At 66.7% G+C, this 16,893-nt stretch carries 15 protein-coding genes and 1 pseudogene; 4 read left to right on the top strand and 12 right to left on the bottom strand.

The genetic code is table 11. The features are described 5' to 3' along the window. Nucleotides 1-50 precede the first annotated feature (50 nt). A complete protein-coding gene (locus CA2_RS07760; RefSeq protein WP_042414863.1) occupies nucleotides 51-953 on the top strand; it encodes a LysR family transcriptional regulator in 903 nt (300 codons plus the stop codon). Between the two features lie 79 nt (nucleotides 954-1,032). Here CA2_RS07760 and CA2_RS07765 read toward each other — a convergent pair whose 3' ends face one another. The 11 genes and pseudogenes from CA2_RS07765 to CA2_RS07815 all read right to left on the bottom strand — a co-directional run bounded on the left by CA2_RS07765 (nucleotide 1,033) and on the right by CA2_RS07815 (nucleotide 11,871). Further along, on the bottom strand, nucleotides 1,033-2,337 hold the full coding sequence (locus CA2_RS07765) for an amidase (RefSeq protein WP_042414865.1): 1,305 nt from the start codon (nucleotides 2,335-2,337) through the stop codon (nucleotides 1,033-1,035). Nucleotides 2,338-2,347: 10 nt separating this feature from the next. Next, nucleotides 2,348-2,824, bottom strand: a pseudogene (locus CA2_RS07770) (DUF2848 family protein); the annotation flags it as partial. A gap of 195 nt (nucleotides 2,825-3,019) precedes the next feature. Beyond that, nucleotides 3,020-3,943 carry an SMP-30/gluconolactonase/LRE family protein gene (locus CA2_RS07775; protein ID WP_042414868.1) on the bottom strand — a complete coding sequence of 308 codons (924 nt, stop codon included), beginning with the start codon at nucleotides 3,941-3,943 and terminating at the stop codon, nucleotides 3,020-3,022. A gap of 83 nt (nucleotides 3,944-4,026) precedes the next feature. Continuing rightward, on the bottom strand, nucleotides 4,027-4,902 hold the full coding sequence (locus CA2_RS07780) for an amidohydrolase family protein (RefSeq protein ID WP_042414871.1): 876 nt from the start codon (nucleotides 4,900-4,902) through the stop codon (nucleotides 4,027-4,029). Then, nucleotides 4,899-5,870, bottom strand: a complete 972-nt coding sequence (locus CA2_RS07785) for a Bug family tripartite tricarboxylate transporter substrate binding protein (RefSeq protein WP_042414966.1) — start codon at nucleotides 5,868-5,870, stop codon at nucleotides 4,899-4,901. The genes CA2_RS07780 and CA2_RS07785 overlap by 4 nt, the downstream gene beginning before the upstream one ends. Nucleotides 5,871-6,091: 221 nt before the next feature. Further along, the gene (locus CA2_RS07790) at nucleotides 6,092-7,063 is read right to left on the bottom strand and encodes a Bug family tripartite tricarboxylate transporter substrate binding protein (RefSeq protein WP_042414874.1); all 972 of its coding nucleotides are present in this window, start codon (nucleotides 7,061-7,063) and stop codon (nucleotides 6,092-6,094) included. Nucleotides 7,064-7,144: 81 nt separating this feature from the next. After that, entirely contained in the window at nucleotides 7,145-8,077 is a 933-nt protein-coding gene (locus CA2_RS07795) for an NAD(P)-dependent oxidoreductase (RefSeq protein WP_042414877.1), read from the bottom strand. Next, complete coding sequence (locus tag CA2_RS07800; protein WP_042414969.1) at nucleotides 8,074-8,760, bottom strand: RraA family protein; 687 nt, start codon at nucleotides 8,758-8,760, stop codon at nucleotides 8,074-8,076. The genes CA2_RS07795 and CA2_RS07800 overlap by 4 nt, the downstream gene beginning before the upstream one ends. A gap of 126 nt (nucleotides 8,761-8,886) precedes the next feature. Next, nucleotides 8,887-9,906: a Bug family tripartite tricarboxylate transporter substrate binding protein gene (locus CA2_RS07805; protein ID WP_042414879.1), complete on the bottom strand. Its 1,020-nt coding sequence runs from the start codon at nucleotides 9,904-9,906 to the stop codon at nucleotides 8,887-8,889. A gap of 19 nt (nucleotides 9,907-9,925) precedes the next feature. Next, a complete protein-coding gene (locus CA2_RS07810; RefSeq protein WP_042414972.1) occupies nucleotides 9,926-10,831 on the bottom strand; it encodes an amidohydrolase family protein in 906 nt (301 codons plus the stop codon). Nucleotides 10,832-10,866: 35 nt separating this feature from the next. Then, on the bottom strand, nucleotides 10,867-11,871 hold the full coding sequence (locus CA2_RS07815) for a tripartite tricarboxylate transporter substrate binding protein (protein ID WP_042414882.1): 1,005 nt from the start codon (nucleotides 11,869-11,871) through the stop codon (nucleotides 10,867-10,869). Nucleotides 11,872-11,991: 120 nt separating this feature from the next. On the opposite strand from CA2_RS07815, the gene CA2_RS07820 reads away from it, so the two are divergent. After that, on the top strand, nucleotides 11,992-12,828 hold the full coding sequence (locus CA2_RS07820) for an IclR family transcriptional regulator (RefSeq protein WP_081888909.1): 837 nt from the start codon (nucleotides 11,992-11,994) through the stop codon (nucleotides 12,826-12,828). A 152-nt stretch (nucleotides 12,829-12,980) separates the two neighbouring features. Here the strand turns inward: CA2_RS07820 and norR are convergent, their stop codons facing one another. After that, nucleotides 12,981-14,522 carry a nitric oxide reductase transcriptional regulator NorR gene (gene norR, locus CA2_RS07825; protein WP_042414886.1) on the bottom strand — a complete coding sequence of 514 codons (1,542 nt, stop codon included), beginning with the start codon at nucleotides 14,520-14,522 and terminating at the stop codon, nucleotides 12,981-12,983. Nucleotides 14,523-14,684: 162 nt separating this feature from the next. Here norR and nirK point away from each other — a divergent pair, with 162 nt between their 5' ends. Together nirK and ytfE are read left to right on the top strand one after the other, a co-directional pair. Beyond that, nucleotides 14,685-16,124, top strand: coding sequence for a copper-containing nitrite reductase (nirK, locus tag CA2_RS07830; protein WP_042414889.1), 1,440 nt, complete (start codon nucleotides 14,685-14,687; stop codon nucleotides 16,122-16,124). An 82-nt stretch (nucleotides 16,125-16,206) separates the two neighbouring features. Continuing rightward, entirely contained in the window at nucleotides 16,207-16,884 is a 678-nt protein-coding gene (ytfE, locus tag CA2_RS07835; RefSeq protein WP_042414892.1) for an iron-sulfur cluster repair protein YtfE, read from the top strand. Nucleotides 16,885-16,893: the final 9 nt, after the last annotated feature.

Consider the following 16,893-nt stretch of genomic DNA (forward strand, 5'->3'; position numbering starts at 1 on the left):
TTGCAGATTAAGCCCCTTATCAGCCAAATTCTTTTGAATTCAATTCAACAATGAAAACCACCCTCGACGAGCTGCAGGCCTTGGTGGCCGTGGTCGATGCGGGCTCCATCACGGCCGCGGCAGAGCTGCTGGGGCTGACGGTGTCGGCCACCAGCCGCTCCCTGGCCCGGCTGGAAGACAAGCTGCAGACCACGTTGCTGCGCCGCACCACGCGGCGCCTGGAATTGACCGAGGAAGGTGCCGCCTTCCTGCTGCGTGCCCGCGCCATCCTGGCGTCCGTGGACGAGGCGGAAGAGCTGATGGCGGCACGCCGCACGTGCCCGGCCGGCCGGCTGCGGGTCGATGCCGCCACCCCGTTCATGCTGCATGTGCTGGTGCCGCTGATCGCGGGCTTTCGCGAGCGCTACCCGGAGGTGGAGCTGGAGCTGACCTCGAACGAGGGCTTCATCGACCTGCTGGAAAAACGCACCGATGTGGCCTTCCGCATCGGGGCGCTGAAAGACTCCACGCTGCACGCCCGCCCGGTGGGCAGCAGCCGTGTGCGGGTGCTGGCCAGCCCCGACTACCTGCGGCGCCACGGCACGCCCCGGGACCCCGGCCAGCTCGCCCAGCATGCGCTGCTGGGGTTCACCCAACCCGAAACCCTGAACGACTGGCCCCTGCGCGATGCCAGTGGCGCCAGCGTGCACATCCAGCCCAGCATTGCTTCGTCCAGCGGCGAGACGCTGCGCCAGATGGCGCTGGAGGGCTTGGGGATCGTCTGCCTGTCGGACTTCATGACGGCCGCAGACCGCCGCAGCGGGGCGCTGGTGCCGCTGTTTGCCGCCGCGACGCTGGATGTGCGCCAGGCCATCCATGCCGTCTACTACCGCAACACGGCACTGGCCCCACGCATCACCTGCTTTGTGGACCACATCGTGCAGGCCCTGTCCACACGGCCGTTCAGCCCCTGAGGCGCTGCAGGCCGCCCGTGGAAACGACCCGGGGTGGTCCAGGGCAGGCCTGCCGATACAGTGGGGGCCGGAGCCAGGCTCAGCGTGCCAGGTGGGCTTGCACCGCGTCCGCCACGGACAGCAGCTCCCGGTCGCTGTGGCGCTTGCCCACCAGCATCAGGCCGACGGGCAGTTCCCCGGCGGCGCGCGGCAGGGGCAGCGAGACCGCGGGCAGATCGTAGAAGTTGAACACCGAGGGATTGCGCAGCACCAGCATGTTGGTGCGGTGGAAGGTGTCGGCATCGTCCAGGCTCTCGATGGTCGGCGCCACCACCGGCACGGTCGGCAGAGCCAGCAGGTCGAAGTCGGCCAGCGCGGCATCCAGCTGCGTTTGCAACTGCGCCCGGGCCTGCTGCACCCCGACGTAATGGGTGGCCGTGATGGTCTCGCCGCGGCGAATGCGCGACAGCACCAGGGCATCCAGCTGGTCGGCCTGGCCCGCGGCCAGCAGCTCGCGGTGGATGTGTGCGGCCTCGGCGGCGATCAACGTGCCCTGCTCCTGCAACTGGAACGGTGCGCCCAGCCAAGCGTCCAGATTCACATCCGTGGTGCGCACCTGGGCAGCGCGCAGCCCGGCCAGGGTCTGCTCGAACGCGGCCAGCACCTGGTCCTCCGTCTGGGTGAACAGCAGGCCACGTGGCACCGCCACGCGCAGGCCCGCCACCGTGCGTGGCACCAGGGGCGCCCAGGGCTGCTGGGCCAGCACGGCGTCCGTCTGGGCGCAGTCCAGCACGCTGCGCGACAGCGGGCCCACCGTATCCAGGGAGAACGACAGCGGGAACGCCCCCTCGCGTGGCACCCGGGCCTGCGTGGGCTTGAACCCGGTCACCCCGTTCAAGGCTGCGGGAATGCGGATGGAACCGCCGGTGTCCGAACCGATGGCGATCTCGCACATCCCCCGCGCCACGGCCACGCCGGCCCCGGACGAAGAGCCCCCCGGAATGCGCGCTGCATCCCGGGCATTGCCCGGCGTGCCGTAATGCGGATTGATGCCGATGCCCGAGAACGCGAACTCGGTCATGTTGGTCTTGCCGATGATGACTGCGCCCGCAGCACGCAGGCGCTGCACGATCACGGCATCGCGCTCGGCCGGCGCTGCCGTATGCCGCACCTTGGAGCCCGCAGTCGTGGTCTCTCCCGCCACATCAAACAAGTCCTTGACGGACACGATGCGCCCATCCAGAGGCCCCAGGCAAATGCCAGCAGCCGCGCGAGCATCGGCCGCCGCGGCGGCCTGCAAGGCCGTGTCGGCATACACCTGGGTGAAGATGCGCGCACCTTCGGCGCCAGCATCGGCAATCGCCTGCAAAGCGGCGCGGGTGCGTTCGAGGGAGGTCGTGGTCATGGCGGTTTTATCAGGCGACTTCGGGCAAAACTTGAACTTCGTAACGGTGGCGCAGCGAGCGCTGCAGCACGGGGTCGTGCAATTCCATCTCGAAATTCTGAGAGGGGCGGATACCCCCGATGGCCGGTACGGTACCGCAGGTCATGACATGACCTTCGGCAAACGCCGTGGCACCGGTCGCCCCCAGATAGCCCTGGATCAGGTCTTCGGGGGTGCGCAACGTGGCTATGCTGCCATCCTGGTAGGGCTTGCGCTCGCCATCTTCCACGATCCACGAGCGCAGGACCAGCGCATCGATGTGGTCCGCCACATCGGCGTACAGCCAGGCATCGGTGGCCGCGGGCTTGGCGCAGACCTGCTTGGACAAGGCCACGCTGTGGGCTTCCAGCTTGCGGTCGGTGTGGTCCGAGGCGATGCTTAGGCACAACTGCCCCCCGGCCTGGAAAACCAGGGCTTCGACTTCGCCAGACGAATGCGGCCCCACGACTTATACCGATCACTCCCCGAACCGCTTTTTAATGCATAGCATGCTGCTCAAGCACTAAGCGCCTTTCCATGCATTTTATGCAACATTTGGCTGCATGCAGCACCCGGAAAGGCGGCCTGGCACTGGCACCGATGCTGGTGACCCTGTGTGCAGACGCTGCCCGCCGTGGACTTCTGCCCCCATCGTTCGACGGACTCAGCCCGCGGGACCGCGGTGGATCGGCAGCCCGGGGGTGTCCAGCACGGTGGTCAGAATGCGGCCGTGCGTGGAGTCGGTGACAAAGAGCTGCGTGCGCAGGGTGCCGCCAAACGCCAGGTTGGTGGTCGAACTGCCCGGCACGCCGCGCAGCACCTGCACCGGTTCCGCCCGGTGGTTCAGCACCCAGACGTAGCCCAGGCCCGGGTTGGCCACCAGGACATGGCCCTGGGCGTCCACCGCCAGACCGTCCGGGCCACTGGGCCCGTACGAGGTGAAGAACTGGCTGACCTTGGCCACGCTGCCATCGGGCAGCAGGGGCACGCGCCACACGCAATTGCCGCGGGTGACCGCCAGGTACAGCACACAGCCATCGGGCGACAGGGCCACTCCATTCGGGCTGGGCACGTTGTGCAGCAGCAGGTCCAGCTGACCATTCGGGCGCAGGCGGTACAGGCGCCCGCAGGGGTCGTGCAGGCCGCTCTGGCCCTGGTCGGTGAAGTACAGGTTGCCTTCGGCATCGAAGACCAGGTCGTTCACGCCCTTGAAACGTTCGCTGTTGCGCCGCTCCAGGAAGGGGGTGACGGTACCGCTGGCCACATCCAGCTGCATCAGGCCGTTCTTGTAGTCGGTGATGAGCAGGGTGCCGGGGCGCAGAAACTTCATGCCATTCGGTTCGCCGTCGTACTCGGCCACCAGGCTCCAGGCGCCCTGCGCATCGATGCGGAAGATGCGGCCCCAGGGGATGTCGGTCACGTACAGATGGCCGGCCTCGTCCAGCACAGGGCCTTCGAGGAAGGAGTCGGTGATGGTGCCGCCCCGGTTGGCATCGGCCCAGGCGCTGCGCTGGGCACGGCGGAAGGCATCGGGCATGGTGCTGAACGTGTCCAGTTCACGAACTTCGGGAGGGTGCAGCAAAAACATGAAAGCAGCTTTCTTCGGGATGGAATCAGGGCCCGACCGGCCTGGGCTTGCAGTGCCCAGGGTCGGGACCGGCGATGAAATTGTCAACAGTGGCCGAAGCCATAGAGCTGGGCGGGGTTGTCCACCAGGATGCGGTCCATGACCGCCGTGGCGCCACACCAGGCCTGCAGCAGGTCCACCAGGTCGGCATCGTTCACCGTGCCAGGGGCCTCGGTGGTGTGCGGCCAGTCGCTGCCCCACACCAGCCGCTCGGGCGCCGCCTGCACCAGGGCGCGGCCCAGTGGCAGCGTGTCGGCATAGCTGGGGCCGTGCACCGTGGAGCGCATGTAGGCCCCCGAGAGCTTGACCCAGGTGTTGCCGCCATCCAGCAGCCGGCGCAGCGCGCCACAGGCCTCGGCGGCCGGCCCTTGGGCCGGGTCGATGCGGCCCAGGTGGTCGATGACCAGCGGCACGGGCAGCGCGGCCAGCACGCGGGCCCACGCCACGATCTGCTGCGGGTGCATGAAAACCTGCAGGTGCCAGCCCGGCAGGCGCGCCACCTTGCGCGCCAGGGTGGTCAGCATTTCAGTGGTGGTCTCGCCCCAGGACTGCGGCGAGACAAAATTCACGCGCAGGCCACGCACCCGGCGCGCGTGCAGGCGGTCCAGCTCGGCCGCGGCCACATCGTGTGCCACCACGGCCACGCCACGCGCATCGTCGCCGAACTGGTCCAGCGCATCCAGGGTGCAGGCGTTGTCGGTGCCATAGGTCGAAGGCGTGACCACCACCGTGCGCGATGTGCCCAGGCGCTGCTGCAATTGCCGGTAGGCGGCCACGGGCGCATCGGGCGGTGTGCGCTCCCAGTGCGGCGACGGGGCGAAGCGCGGGTCGAAGATGTGCATGTGGCTGTCGCAGGCCAGCGGCGGCAGCGCGCGCGCGGGCCGGTTCAGGCCCACGGAATGCGGTACGGCAGCGGTCATTGCTTGTCGAGGCCGACCTTGGCGGCCACGGCCTCCCACAGTTGCGCATCGGCCTTGAGCTTGTCGGCGAAGGCCGGGCCGCTGACCACGCCGGGCACCGCGCCCAGGTCGTCGGCGAAGGCCTGCACATCGGCACTGGCCATCGCGGTTGCGATTTCCTTGCGCAGCTTTTCCAGCACTGGCTCGGGCGTGCCCTTGGCAGCCCACAGGCCCGTGAAATTGACGACCTTGTAGGCGGGTGCGCCCGCCTGGGCGAAGGTGGGGACGCCCGGCATTGCCTTCAGCCGCTGGTCGCCGCTCACGGCCAGCAGGCGCACCTTGCCGCCGCGCACCTGCCCCATCACACCGGGGGTGGAGGCGATCTGGAAGTCGATGGTGCCGCTCAGCAACGCCATCGTGGCCTCGCCCGCGCCCTTGAACGGTACGTGGGTGGCCTTCAATCCGCTGGCACCTTCCAGCGCCACGGTGGCGAAGTGCGGCATGGTGCCGGCGCCACCCGTGCCGTAGTTGAGCTTGCCGGGTTGGGCCTGCGAGTACGCCACCATGTCGCCCAGTGTCTTGAACGGCGAGTTGGCGGCCACCACCACCGCCGTGGGCGCGAAGTTGAAGCCGGCCACGGGCACCAGGTCCTGCGCATAGTCCCACGGTAATTTCTTAAAGACATGCGGCAGGATCGAGTACGTGGTGTCGTTGGCCATCAGCGTGTAGCCGTCGCCGGGCGAACGCGCCATCTGCGCCGCGCCGATGGTGCCGGTGGCGCCGGCCTTGTTCTCCACATAGAAGCTCTGACCGGTCTGCTCGGTGAGCTTCTGCGCGATGCGGCGTGTCACCTGGTCCACGGCGCCGCCGGGCGGGTACGGCACGACGATCTTGACGGGCTTTTCCGGATACGCCGTTTGCGCCTGTGCACCGGCAGCGGCACAAGCCAGCGCCAGGACGGCGCACAGGGTTAATTTCATGCGATTCATGGGCTTTGTCTCCATTGGAAATGCCAGGCTGCGCGCCAAGATGGCGTTGGCGCCTGGCTTGTTCTGCACCACGCCGGTGGGGCCGCTGGCGGCAAGGCCAAACACCCACTGCACCGGCTTGAAAGGCTAGGCCTGTGCAAACCAGGCTCTTTTTGCTATTTATTAAATAGCATTTATTACTTATCCGTAAAGCTCCAGGCGAGGATTAGATTGAGAAAGGCCTACTCTTTCTTGATGCCAGCGGCCTTGATGGTCTCGGCCCACCGTGCAGACTCTGCTGCAAGGCGCTTACGGAACTCATCCGGCTGCGAGCCCACGATCTCAGAGCCCAGCGCTTCGAAGCGCGCCTTGACCTCGGGCATCGCCAGCACTTCCCGAACGGCGGCGTTGAGCCGGGTCACGATGTCAGCGGGCGTGGCGCTGGGCACGAACATGCCGTTCCACTCATAGACCTCGTAGCCCTTCACACCGGTTTCGCTGATCGTGGGAACCGTAGGAAACAAAGGGTTGCGCTTGCCCGAGGTGATGGCCAGAGGCTTGAGCGCCCCACCCTTGATGTGGCTGCTCAGCGCGGGCAGGTTGAAAAATCCCATTTCCACTTCACCCGCCAGAATCGCCTGCAACGCCAATCCGCCAGCGCGGTACGGCACGTGCAACATCTTGATACCTACGCCCTGGCTGAACAGCTCGGAGCCCATGTACTGCACCGTGCCCTGGCCACCGGAGCAGAAGGTCAGCTTGCCTGGCGCATTGGCTGCTGCGGCGATGAGTTCCTGCAGCGTGTTGTAGGGCGAATTCTTGGGCACCACGGCCAGCATCGGCGTCACGCCAACCAACGCCACCGGCTCCAGGTCCTTCGCAGCATCGAACGGTAGCTTCTGCAGATGGGGGTTGATAGACAACGGTGTTGCGTCGTACAGCACCGTGTAGCCATCCGCCGCAGCCTGCGCGACCGATGCCGCACCGATGACACCGCTGGCACCCGCCTTGTTCAGGACAACGACAGACACTTGCAGCTTGGTCCCCAGATGCTGGGCCAGCACCCGAGCCAGAGCATCGGCAGTGCCACCCGGTGCGTAGGGCACCACCAGCGTGATCGGCTTGCTCGGCCAGTTCGATGCTGCAGCGGGAAGCGCGCCGAATCCTGAGGCTGCCAGGACAGCGGCGAACACATTGAAATTGCGACGATTCATGGCCTATGGTCTCCTTTGGAATTGAAATGGATGCACATCAGAAAGGGCAATGAATCCGCATGACGGATCCATTGCCCCCTCTCAGACCGTGGCAGTTCGGTGCAACACCGCCAGCGCGTTGCGCGCGGCGCCCACACCCATGTTGACGTAGGCATCGCTGGTCACACCGCCGATGTGGGGGCTGAGGATGAAGCGTGGCTCGCCCTGAAAGGGGTGGCCGGCCGTCATCGGCTCCACCGCAAAGCTGTCCAGGCCAGCAGCCATCACCTGGCCGGAACGCACAGCGTCCAACAGTGCGGTTTCGTCGATCAGGCCACCGCGCGCCGTGTTCACCACGATCACGCCGGGCTTGCACTGCGCCAGCGTGGCAGCGTTCAGCATGCCGCGGTTCTCGTCGGTCAGCGGGCAGTGCAGCGAGATGGCATCGGCCTCGCGCCAGATGGTTTCGAGCGGAACGCTATGCACATAGTCCGGCAGGTGCTTGGCGAACGGGTCGAAGCCGATCACGCGCATGCCCAGGGCGTCGGCCATCTTGGCGAAGCGCAGGCCGATGGCGCCCAGGCCCACCAGGCCCACGGTGCGGCCACCCAGCTCCAGGCTCTTGTGCGTGGCCTTGTCCCAGTGGCCGGCGTGCATGCGGGCATCGAGCTGCACCACCGACTTGGCGCAGGCGAGCAACAGTGCCAGGGCCTGTTCGGCCACGGCGGCGGCGTTGGCGCCCACAGCGGCCACCACCTCAATGTCACGCGCTTTCGCCGCCACCTTGTCGATGGTGTCGGTGCCGCTACCGTGCTTGGAGATGACCTTGAGCGACGGGGCCGCGTCCATCACGGCCGCGCCCACCTTGCCGTAGCGCACGATGATGGCCACAGGGTCGTGCTGCTTGCACAAGGCCAGCATGTCCTCTTCGGTGGGGGCCTTGCCGGCGTAAACGATCTCGTAGCCGGTGAGCAGGTCCAGCGCCTGTTGCGCCAGGTCGGCACCTGTGATGATGAGGGCGGGTTTGGTGCTCACAGCGATTCTCCTTCCTTCAGCACGCCGGCGGCGCGCAGTGCGGCGGGCAGCCACTTCGATGCCGTGTCGCCACGCGCGATCGCTTCGATGCGTGCGGCCTCGTCGGCCACCTTCTTGTCGGCCAGGGCCATCATGGCGGGCGCCTTGGCGCGTTCGATCACGACCACGCCGTCGGCGTCGCCCACCACCAGGTCACCGGGGTTCACCACGGTGCCGCCGGCCGAGATGGGGTGGTTGATGCGACCGGGCACGTACTTGGTGGGACCGGCGGGGTTGAAGCCGGCGCTGAACACGGGGAAGTCCAGGTCCAGGATTTCCAGCTTGTCGCGGATGGCACCGTCAACGATCACGCCGGCCAGGCCAATCTTCTTGCAGGCGCTGAGCATCAGCGTGCCCATCAGGGCGGCCGTCTGGTCGCCCTTGCCATCGATCACCAGCACGTCGCCGGGCTTCGCCAGCGCGATGGCGGCGTGGATCATCAGGTTGTCGCCGGGGCGCACCTCGACGGTGAAGGCGGGGCCTGCCACCTTCATGTCCTGGTGCACGGGGGCGACGCGGGCGTGCATGGTGCCGCGGCGGCCTGCCACGTCGGCCAGGATGGCAGCCTGGAAGGTACTGGCTTTGGCAACGACATCGGCGCTGACGCGTTCGATGTCACGGATGACTTCGGGAAGTTGGCTCATGGTGATGCTCATTGGGTGAAATAAAAGAAAAAGTGGCATGGCTGACGCCACAGCGGCAACGGTTCAGTCGCGGTTCACTTGGCACTGCTGGCAACGACGGCAGCGGTGGCGGGTGGACCAAACTCCTTATTCAGCTTTGATGTTTCCGTCTTTGATGACCTTGGCCCACTTGGCGGAATCGGCCTTCTGCAGGTCACCCAGTTGCTTGGGTGTGCCGCCGACCAGCGTGACTCCCAGCTTGTCGACCAGGGACACGACGGCCGGGTCCTTCAGGGCGTTATTGATTTCGTGGTTCAGGCGCTGCACCACTGCGGTGGGCGTCTTGGCGGGCGCAAACACGGCCTGCCATTGCTCGACCACGAAGTCCTTCATCCCGACCTCGCCCATGGTGGGCACAGCGGGCAGCGCCTTGAGCCGCTGGCCCGAGGTGACGGCCAATGCCCGCAGCTTGCCGGCCTGCACGTGGGGCAGCGCGGCGGCCACGGGCGCGAACATGAACTGCACCTGCCCCGCCAGCGTGTCCTGCAGGGCAGGCGTATCGCCCTTGTAGGGCACGTGGATGAAGCGTGCGCCCGTCTGCTGCTGCAGCAATTCCCCTTGCATCTGCAAGATGGTGCCGTTGCCGCCCGAGGCATAGGCCAACTGGCCCGGCTGGGCCTTGGCCGCGGCCACCAGCTCGGCCACTGTCTGGAACGGCTGGTTCACCCCTACCACCAAAATGTGCGGAATGGTGCCGATGGTCACCACTGGCTCAAAACCGGCGATGGGGTCGTAAGGCAGCTTGCCCAACAAATGCGGCGCGATGGCCTGCGGGCCGATGGAGGTGCCAAGCACGGTGTAGCCGTCCGGCGCGGCCTTGGCGACGTAGGCAGCACCGATGGTGCCTGTGGCCCCTGCCTTGTTGTCCACGATCACGTTCGTCCCGAGAGACATGCCTACGCGTTGCGCCACGTTGCGCCCCAGCACGTCGGTGCTGCCGCCCGGCGGATACGGCACCACCCAGGTGATGACTTTGCCGGCGGGCCAGTCTCCTTGTGCCTGCGCTGGAGACACAGACAGCAGCCCCAACAGCGCAGCGCCTGCGGCAGTGATCAGGATGCGGCGTGTGCGACCCGGTGAGAAAGAGGTGGCAGTCGATACGTTCATGTTTGTCTCCGGATGGTTGTTATGAGGACGCAAGAGGCGCGAAGCCGTACAGTGCCGCCGGGTTGTCCACCAGCACGCACTGCAGCGTGGTGGGGCCCCCGTTTTGTTGGACCCAGTCATTCAAGCGGTCGATCTGCCTGGCGTCGTCAGGCATGGGCTGCAACCCAGATGAGGCCGTGGCATGCGGCCAGTCGCTGCCCCACAGCACGCGCTGGGGTGCGGCGCGCAGGTAGCCTGCGGCCAGCGCATCAAGCGCCGGGTCGTCGACATGGTGGTGTTCACTCACGATGTAGCCGCCGGACAACTTGATCCACGCTTGCCCGCCCTGCAGCAGATCAAGCAGCAGGGCATGGACGGGGTGTCGACCGGCCAGCCTGGGAGCGATGCGCCCGAAGTGGTCGAACACCACAGGCACCGGAAGCTGGCGCAACACCTTCGCCTGCGTGACCAGCATGTCCGGCGCCATCAGCAACTGCAGGTGCCAGCCCAGCGGGGCGATGCGGTGCGCCAGCGGCCGCAACAAGTCCACCGAACCCGACACGCCGAGCGACAGATTCAGTCGCACGCCGCATACGCCGAGGGCATGCAGGCGCTGCAGTTCGGCATCACTCTCGCTGCCGTCGATCACTGCCACGCCCCGGGCATCGGACCCCAGAGAGGCCAGTGCTTCCAGCATGCAGCGGTTGTCGGTGCCGTAGGTGGACGGGGTGACCAGCACGGTGCGCGTGGTGCCAATGCGCTGTTGCAAGGCGCGGTAGTCCTGTACCGAGGCATCGGGCGGCAGCAGCCTGGCCCCCGGGGTCGCCGGGAAGCGGCTGTCGTAGACGTGCACATGGCAGTCGCAAGCGCCCGCCGGGAGTGCCGTGCGGGGCGCAGCAGTGCCCGCTGAGAAGCGTACGGGCCTGGCCTGGCTGTCGCGATGCATGTCGATGTCCATTCGCATCGAGAACGAATGCGAGCTCAGTTCAGGCTGGCGCCCGAGTCCTTCACGATCTTGGCCCAGCGCGGCACTTCGGCTTGCAGCAACTGGCCGAAATCCTTGGTGCTACCGCCCAGGACATCGCCGCCTTCGGAGCGCAATTTCTCGGCGACGTCCGGCTCAGCCAGGGCGGCGTTGATGGCGGTGTTCAGCTTTTGCACCACCGCGTCAGGGGTGCCCGCCGGCGTCAATATGCCGAACCAGGTGATGGCCTCAAAGTTCTGGCTGCCCGATTCGGACATGGTCGGGGTCGAGGGCAACTGGCCCGAGCGCTGCTTGGAGGTGACCATCAAGGGGTGCAGCTTTTCATTACGCACCTGACCGATCAGCGAGGGGATCGAGCCCACGAACAGATCGATTTGCCCGCCGGACAAATCCGTGATCGCCTGCGCGATCCCCTTGTAGGGAATGTGGCGCAGCTTGATGCCGGTGGCCTGCTCCACCTGCGTCACCGCCAGATGGGCCACCGTGCCGTTGCCGGAATAGCCCACGGTGATCACGTCCGGCTTGGCCTTGGCGAGCTTGAGCACTTCGGCCATCGACTTGAAGGAGGTACCCGCACCGCTGACCATGAGGATGGGCGAGGACGACACCAGGGCCACGGGCACCAGGTCCTTCAGCGGGTCATAGGGCAGCTTCTTGTACAGGGCCGGGTTGATGGCCAGGTTGCTGGTCTGGCCCATGACCAGGGTGTAGCCGTCGGGCATGGACTTGGCGGCGGCATCCACCCCCAGGTTGCCCCCCGCGCCGGGGCGGTTGTCGACGACGATGTTCCAGCTGGTTTTCTCGGTGATTTTTTGCGCCACGGAACGCGCAATCATGTCCGTGCCACCACCGGGCGGGAAAGGCACGATCAGGCGGATGGGCTTGGCCGGGTAGGCGGCTTGCGCCTGCGCACCCACCGCGGCCGTGGCCAGCAGGGTGGCGCCGAACACCCAGGTGCACAGGCGTGCCGGGGTGGAAAGGACTCGTTTCGTGATGGTCATGCGTTGTCTCCGTCTTGTGTTTTGGAATATCCGCCCGGTCTTTGCGCCAGGTGGTGCACGACTGTAGAAAAAAGTTTCGCTGCGTACAATGATGTTTCGAACAGTGAAACCAATTCCACCATGAGCAACCCTTCCCACCGCCGCACACCGCCGCGCGCTGACGCGACCTCGGTCCAGGCCCCCCCCTCCCCAGGAGCCCTGCCTGGCGATGCCGATGACAACCAGCCCCCCTCGACCGGCAGCGTGACGGCAGTCCTGCGCGCGATGCAGGTGCTGGATGCTTTTGCCCTGGGAGAGTCCCACCTGCCACTGGCCGAACTCAGCCGTCGCTGCCAGCTGCACAAGACCACGGTGCTGCGCATCGCCCGCACCCTGGCCCTGTCGGGCTATCTGGTGCAGCGCGAGGATGGGGACTGGCGCCTGGGCCCTGCGGCAGGCTGGCTGGGCGCACGCTACCAGGCCGGCTTCGACGTGCAGAACGTGCTGGAACCTGCGCTGCGCGCCCTGACCCTGGCCAGCGGAGAAAGTGCCGCGTTCTATGTCCGGGAAGGGAATGTGAGAACCTGCCTGGTGCGTGTCGAAGGTCCCCAGGCCTTGCGCCACCATGCCCGCATGGGCGAAGGCCTACCGCTGGACCGGGGATCACCAGGACGCGTGATCCTGGCCTTTTCCGGGGAGCCCGGCGAGCTGTACGAAGACATCCGCCAGCGCGGCTATCACTGGTCCATCGGCGAGCGTGAACAAGGGGTGGCCACCATTTCCGCCCCGGTTTTCGGCAAGCACTGGCGGCTGCTGGGATCGGTGTGCGTGTCAGGTCCGGCCTCACGCCTGTCGCAGCAAAGGCTGGAGGAGATCGCGCCGACGGTAATTGCGGCGGCCAATCAACTGTCCTACGAACTGGCCGGCAACACCGGCACGACCACCACGCCGGCCAGGGTCAGCCATTGGCACCCGTGACCCATTGATGGGGTATCGCCGCGCGCACTGCGGCAAGTTTCAAGGGCACCGGTGGGCGTAGGCCATGCAGGTGCAGGCGCCTCCGCGAGCCCCCATGTTCGTCGGAACCGGCTGCGGGCCGTTGGTCCCCCCGAAAGCCTGGCAATCACAGCCTATGGCGACTTCATCCCCAGCCGCTTGGCCAGTTTGTGCAGGTTGCTGGGATCGAGCTCCAGCGCACGCGCGGCCTGTGCCCATTGGCCGTGGCAGGCCTGCAGCGCCTGCCGGATGGCGGCACGCTGCGCCTCATCCACCACCATGCGCAGGGAGAGCCCCGGTGCCACCGGGGGCACGACGGAAGGCAGGTCCGAGGGCAGCTGGGGCTGGACATCCAGCCCCAGCCAGTCGGCTTCCAGCGTGACGATCTCGCTGCGCTGCGCGCCGTGGCTCAGCGCCTTGAGTGCAGCACGGCTGATGACGTGCTCCAGCTCGCGCACATTGCCGGGCCAGGGGTAGCGGCGCATGGCGTCTTCGGCCGATGCCGACAGCCGCAGACTGCGCAGGCCCAGGCGGGCGCGGTTGAGCTCGGCAAAGAAGCCCGCCAGCAGCAGCACATCGTGGCCGCGCTCGCGCAGTGGCGGAATCGGCACCGGGTAGACCGACAGCCGGTGGTACAGATCGGCGCGAAAACTGCCCTCCTGCACCCGCTCCTGCAGATTGCGATTGGTGGCGGCGATGATGCGCACATCCACCTTGCGCGGGCGGTCCGCGCCCAGGCGCTGGATTTCGCCGTTCTGCAGAGCCCGCAACAGCTTGGCCTGGATGGACAGGGGCAGCTCCCCCACCTCATCCAGGAACAGGGTGCCGCCCTCCGCGGCCTCGAAGCGTCCGGGACGGTCGGTGATCGCCCCCGAGAACGCACCGCGCGCGTGGCCGAACAGCTCGCTCTCGGCCAGGGCCTCGGGCAGGGCCGCGCAATTCACGTGCACCAGGGGCCTAGCGCTGCGGCGTGACATCTGGTGCAGGCGCCGGGCAAATAGCTCCTTGCCCACCCCGGTCTCGCCAAGCAGCAGCACGGGCAGCTCCGTGTCGGCCACCACCTGCAGCTCCTTAAGCAAGCGCTGCAGGGCTGGGCTGTCACCGATGATCTCGCCCTCGGGACGTGCCACCAGGCTTTCCGCCACCGTCCCCGCCGACTGGCGCGCACCGCGCAGCGCCGTCTCCAGCCGGGTCACGCGCACGGCGGCCTCGATCAGGGGCACCAGCTGCTCCAGGTCGCGCACGGCCTTGCCCGCAAAGGTGCCCACAGTCAATGCGTCCAGCGTCAACACGCCCCAGCACTGGCCCTCGACCTCCAGCGTCACGCCCATGCAGTCGTGCACATCCAGGGGCTGGCCCGCCTGCTCGATCACCAGGCCATCGTAGGGGTCCGGCAGGCTGCTGTCATGCGCAAAGCGCACCACTTCGCCCGCACGCTTGAGCAGGGTCGCCAGGCGCGGGTGGTCGGCAATTGGAAAGCGCCGCCCCAAGGCGTCGCGCGACAGCCCCTCCACCGCCACGGGCCGCAGGCTGCTGGTTTCCTTGTCCAGGCCCAGCAGTGCCACGGCCCCGCAGCCGAAATGCATGCGCAGCAGCTCGACCATGCGCTGCAGACGCACGGCAATCGGCAACTCCATGGAGAGATCGGTCAGCAACAAAGCGTGCAGAGGATTCATGGTGAAAACTACCTTTCGCGGGTTGTTTCAACCCTAAGGCATCAGGGTAGTTACGACCTTGATCCATGTAAACATTTGTTTTTGTTTCATTTTTTTCTGGCCTGTTCCATGCATGGATCCGGGTGACGGCAAATCCGCCCTCACCTCTCGGAGATATTCACCATGAAACAGCTCTCTCTGAATGCACTTTCTCTGGCCCTGTGCGCACTGACCCTGGCAGGTACCGCCCCCGTGCTGCAGGCCGCCCCCAACCAGGCTCAACCCGCGGCCTCGGCGGCCAAGGCCCCGCAGGCCGTCAAGCGCTTTGTGCTGCACACCAATGTGGTGGACGGCAAGATGGTCTACGTGGATGACAAGGGAGTGGTCAACCCCACCTTGCATGTGGCCGTAGGCGACACCGTGGAGATCGAGCTGTTCAGTGGCGAAGGCGCGGAGCACGACTTCATCATTGACGAGCTGGGGGTGGCTTCGCCCAAGTTCAGCGCCACCCAGAAGCAGAAGCTGCGCTTCCAGGTCACCCAGGCCGGGGAATTCCAGTACTACTGCTCCATCCCGGGCCACCGGCAGGTGGGCATGTTCGGCACCCTCAAGGTGTCGGGGGAGTCGCTGCCGGCCGCCACCGCCAGCAGCAACGCGGCCGTGGCGCTGTATGCCCCCGCAGCCACCCCGCTCCGGGCCGCAGACCCCGCGGCTGTGGACATTGCCGCCGACCCGAACAAGCTACCCGCCCCCATGGCTGCGCATGCGCCTCGGGTCCAGAAGGTGCGCCTGGAAACCGTGGAGCTGCCAGGCAAGCTGGACGACGACACCAGCTTCACCTACTGGACCTTCAACCGCCAGGTGCCCGGGCCGATGCTGCGCGCCCGCATCGGTGACACGATCGAGCTGACGCTGGCCAATTCCAAGGACAGCAAGGCCATCCACTCCATCGACCTGCACGCCGTGACCGGGGGACACGGTGGGGGTGCCGACACCCAGGTCGCCCCCGGCCAGGAAAAGACCATCACCTTCAAGGCCCTGCACGCCGGCCTGTTCGTCTACCACTGCGCCACCCCGCTGGTGCCGCAACACATCGCGGCCGGCATGTACGGAATGATCCTGGTCGAGCCCGAACAAGGCCTGCCCAAGGTGGACCGCGAGTTCTATGTGATGCAGGGCGACATGTACACCCAGCGCCCGATTGGCGCCAAGGGGCACCAGGAGGTGGACCTGCAGAAGATGTCCGATGAACTGCCCAGCTACTACGTCTTCAACGGTGCCGTGGGCGCCCTCAGCAAGACGCACAAGATGCAGGCCAAGGTGGGCGAGACCGTGCGCATCTACTTCGGGGTCGGCGGCCCCAACAAGGTGTCCTCCTTCCACGTAATTGGCGAGGTGTTCGACAAGGTCTACAGCGAAGCCGCCCTGAACACCATCAAGCACAGCGTGCAGACCACCCTGGTCGCCCCCGGCGGCGCGACCATCGTGGAACTGAAGATGGACCACCCCGGCAGCTACCTGCTGGTGGACCACGCCCTGTCACGCACCGGCAAGGGCGCCGTCGGTGTGCTCGAAGTCACCGGCGACAGCACCCCCGGCGTCTACCACTCCGGCGCGCTCTGACCCTGCGCAGCGCGCCACATCACCTGCAGCCCCGGCACGGGGCTGCCTTCCCCCCTCCGACACCTTGATGAGGACACCCTCCATGTCTTACCTGGAACAATCCCTGGGCCAGCTGGCCCGCCGCATTCCTGGCGCCACCGGCTTGTTCGATGCCCACCAGCTGGATTTCTGCTGCGCGGGCAACCGCAGCCTGCGCACCGCCACGCAAAGCCTGGGCATCGATCCCCAGCCATTGGTGGAGGCGCTGCAAGCGCTGGAGCAGCGCGCCACCCCCGAGCCTGCCCAGGACTGGAGCAGCGCCAGCGATGCGCAGCTGATCGCGCACCTGCTGGTGCGCTACCACGCCGTGCACCGCGAACAGCTGCCCGAACTGATCCGCCTGGCGCGCCGCGTGGAGCAGGTGCATGGTGACCGCGAGGATTGCCCGAATGGCCTGGCCGACCACCTGGAGGCCATGGCCCAGGAGCTGGACAGCCACATGCGCAAGGAAGAGCTGGTGCTGTTCCCGATGATCACGCAGGGCCGCGGCGGCATGGCCAACATGCCGATCGCCGCCATGCGCGCTGAGCACGACGACCATGGCAGCGAGCTGCGCCGCCTGGATGCGCTGACCCAGGGCATCACCCCGCCGCGCGACGCCTGCACCACCTGGCGCGCGCTCTACACCGGCCTGCGCAGCTTCCGCGACGACCTGATCCAACACATCCACACCGAAAACAACATCCTGTTCGAGCGCTTCGCGCCCGCGCAGGTGCTGTGAACATTGATT

Source organism: Comamonas aquatica NBRC 14918, assembly GCF_000739875.1.
Taxonomy (GTDB): Bacteria; Pseudomonadota; Gammaproteobacteria; order Burkholderiales; family Burkholderiaceae_C; genus Comamonas; species Comamonas aquatica.

Excerpts from the sequence above, each read along its gene's own strand:
- CA2_RS07760 (WP_042414863.1), top strand. The coding sequence starts at position 51 with ATGAAAACCACCCTCGACGAGCTGCAGGCCTTGGTGGCCGTGGTCGAT.
- CA2_RS07765 (WP_042414865.1), bottom strand. The coding sequence starts at position 2,337 with ATGACCACGACCTCCCTCGAACGCACCCGCGCCGCTTTGCAGGCGATT.
- CA2_RS07775 (WP_042414868.1), bottom strand. The coding sequence starts at position 3,943 with ATGTTTTTGCTGCACCCTCCCGAAGTTCGTGAACTGGACACGTTCAGC.
- CA2_RS07780 (WP_042414871.1), bottom strand. The coding sequence starts at position 4,902 with ATGACCGCTGCCGTACCGCATTCCGTGGGCCTGAACCGGCCCGCGCGC.
- CA2_RS07785 (WP_042414966.1), bottom strand. The coding sequence starts at position 5,870 with ATGAATCGCATGAAATTAACCCTGTGCGCCGTCCTGGCGCTGGCTTGT.
- CA2_RS07790 (WP_042414874.1), bottom strand. The coding sequence starts at position 7,063 with ATGAATCGTCGCAATTTCAATGTGTTCGCCGCTGTCCTGGCAGCCTCA.
- CA2_RS07800 (WP_042414969.1), bottom strand. The coding sequence starts at position 8,760 with ATGAGCCAACTTCCCGAAGTCATCCGTGACATCGAACGCGTCAGCGCC.
- CA2_RS07805 (WP_042414879.1), bottom strand. The coding sequence starts at position 9,906 with ATGAACGTATCGACTGCCACCTCTTTCTCACCGGGTCGCACACGCCGC.
- CA2_RS07810 (WP_042414972.1), bottom strand. The coding sequence starts at position 10,831 with ATGCATCGCGACAGCCAGGCCAGGCCCGTACGCTTCTCAGCGGGCACT.
- CA2_RS07815 (WP_042414882.1), bottom strand. The coding sequence starts at position 11,871 with ATGACCATCACGAAACGAGTCCTTTCCACCCCGGCACGCCTGTGCACC.
- CA2_RS07820 (WP_081888909.1), top strand. The coding sequence starts at position 11,992 with ATGAGCAACCCTTCCCACCGCCGCACACCGCCGCGCGCTGACGCGACC.
- norR (WP_042414886.1), bottom strand. The coding sequence starts at position 14,522 with ATGAATCCTCTGCACGCTTTGTTGCTGACCGATCTCTCCATGGAGTTG.
- nirK (WP_042414889.1), top strand. The coding sequence starts at position 14,685 with ATGAAACAGCTCTCTCTGAATGCACTTTCTCTGGCCCTGTGCGCACTG.
- ytfE (WP_042414892.1), top strand. The coding sequence starts at position 16,207 with ATGTCTTACCTGGAACAATCCCTGGGCCAGCTGGCCCGCCGCATTCCT.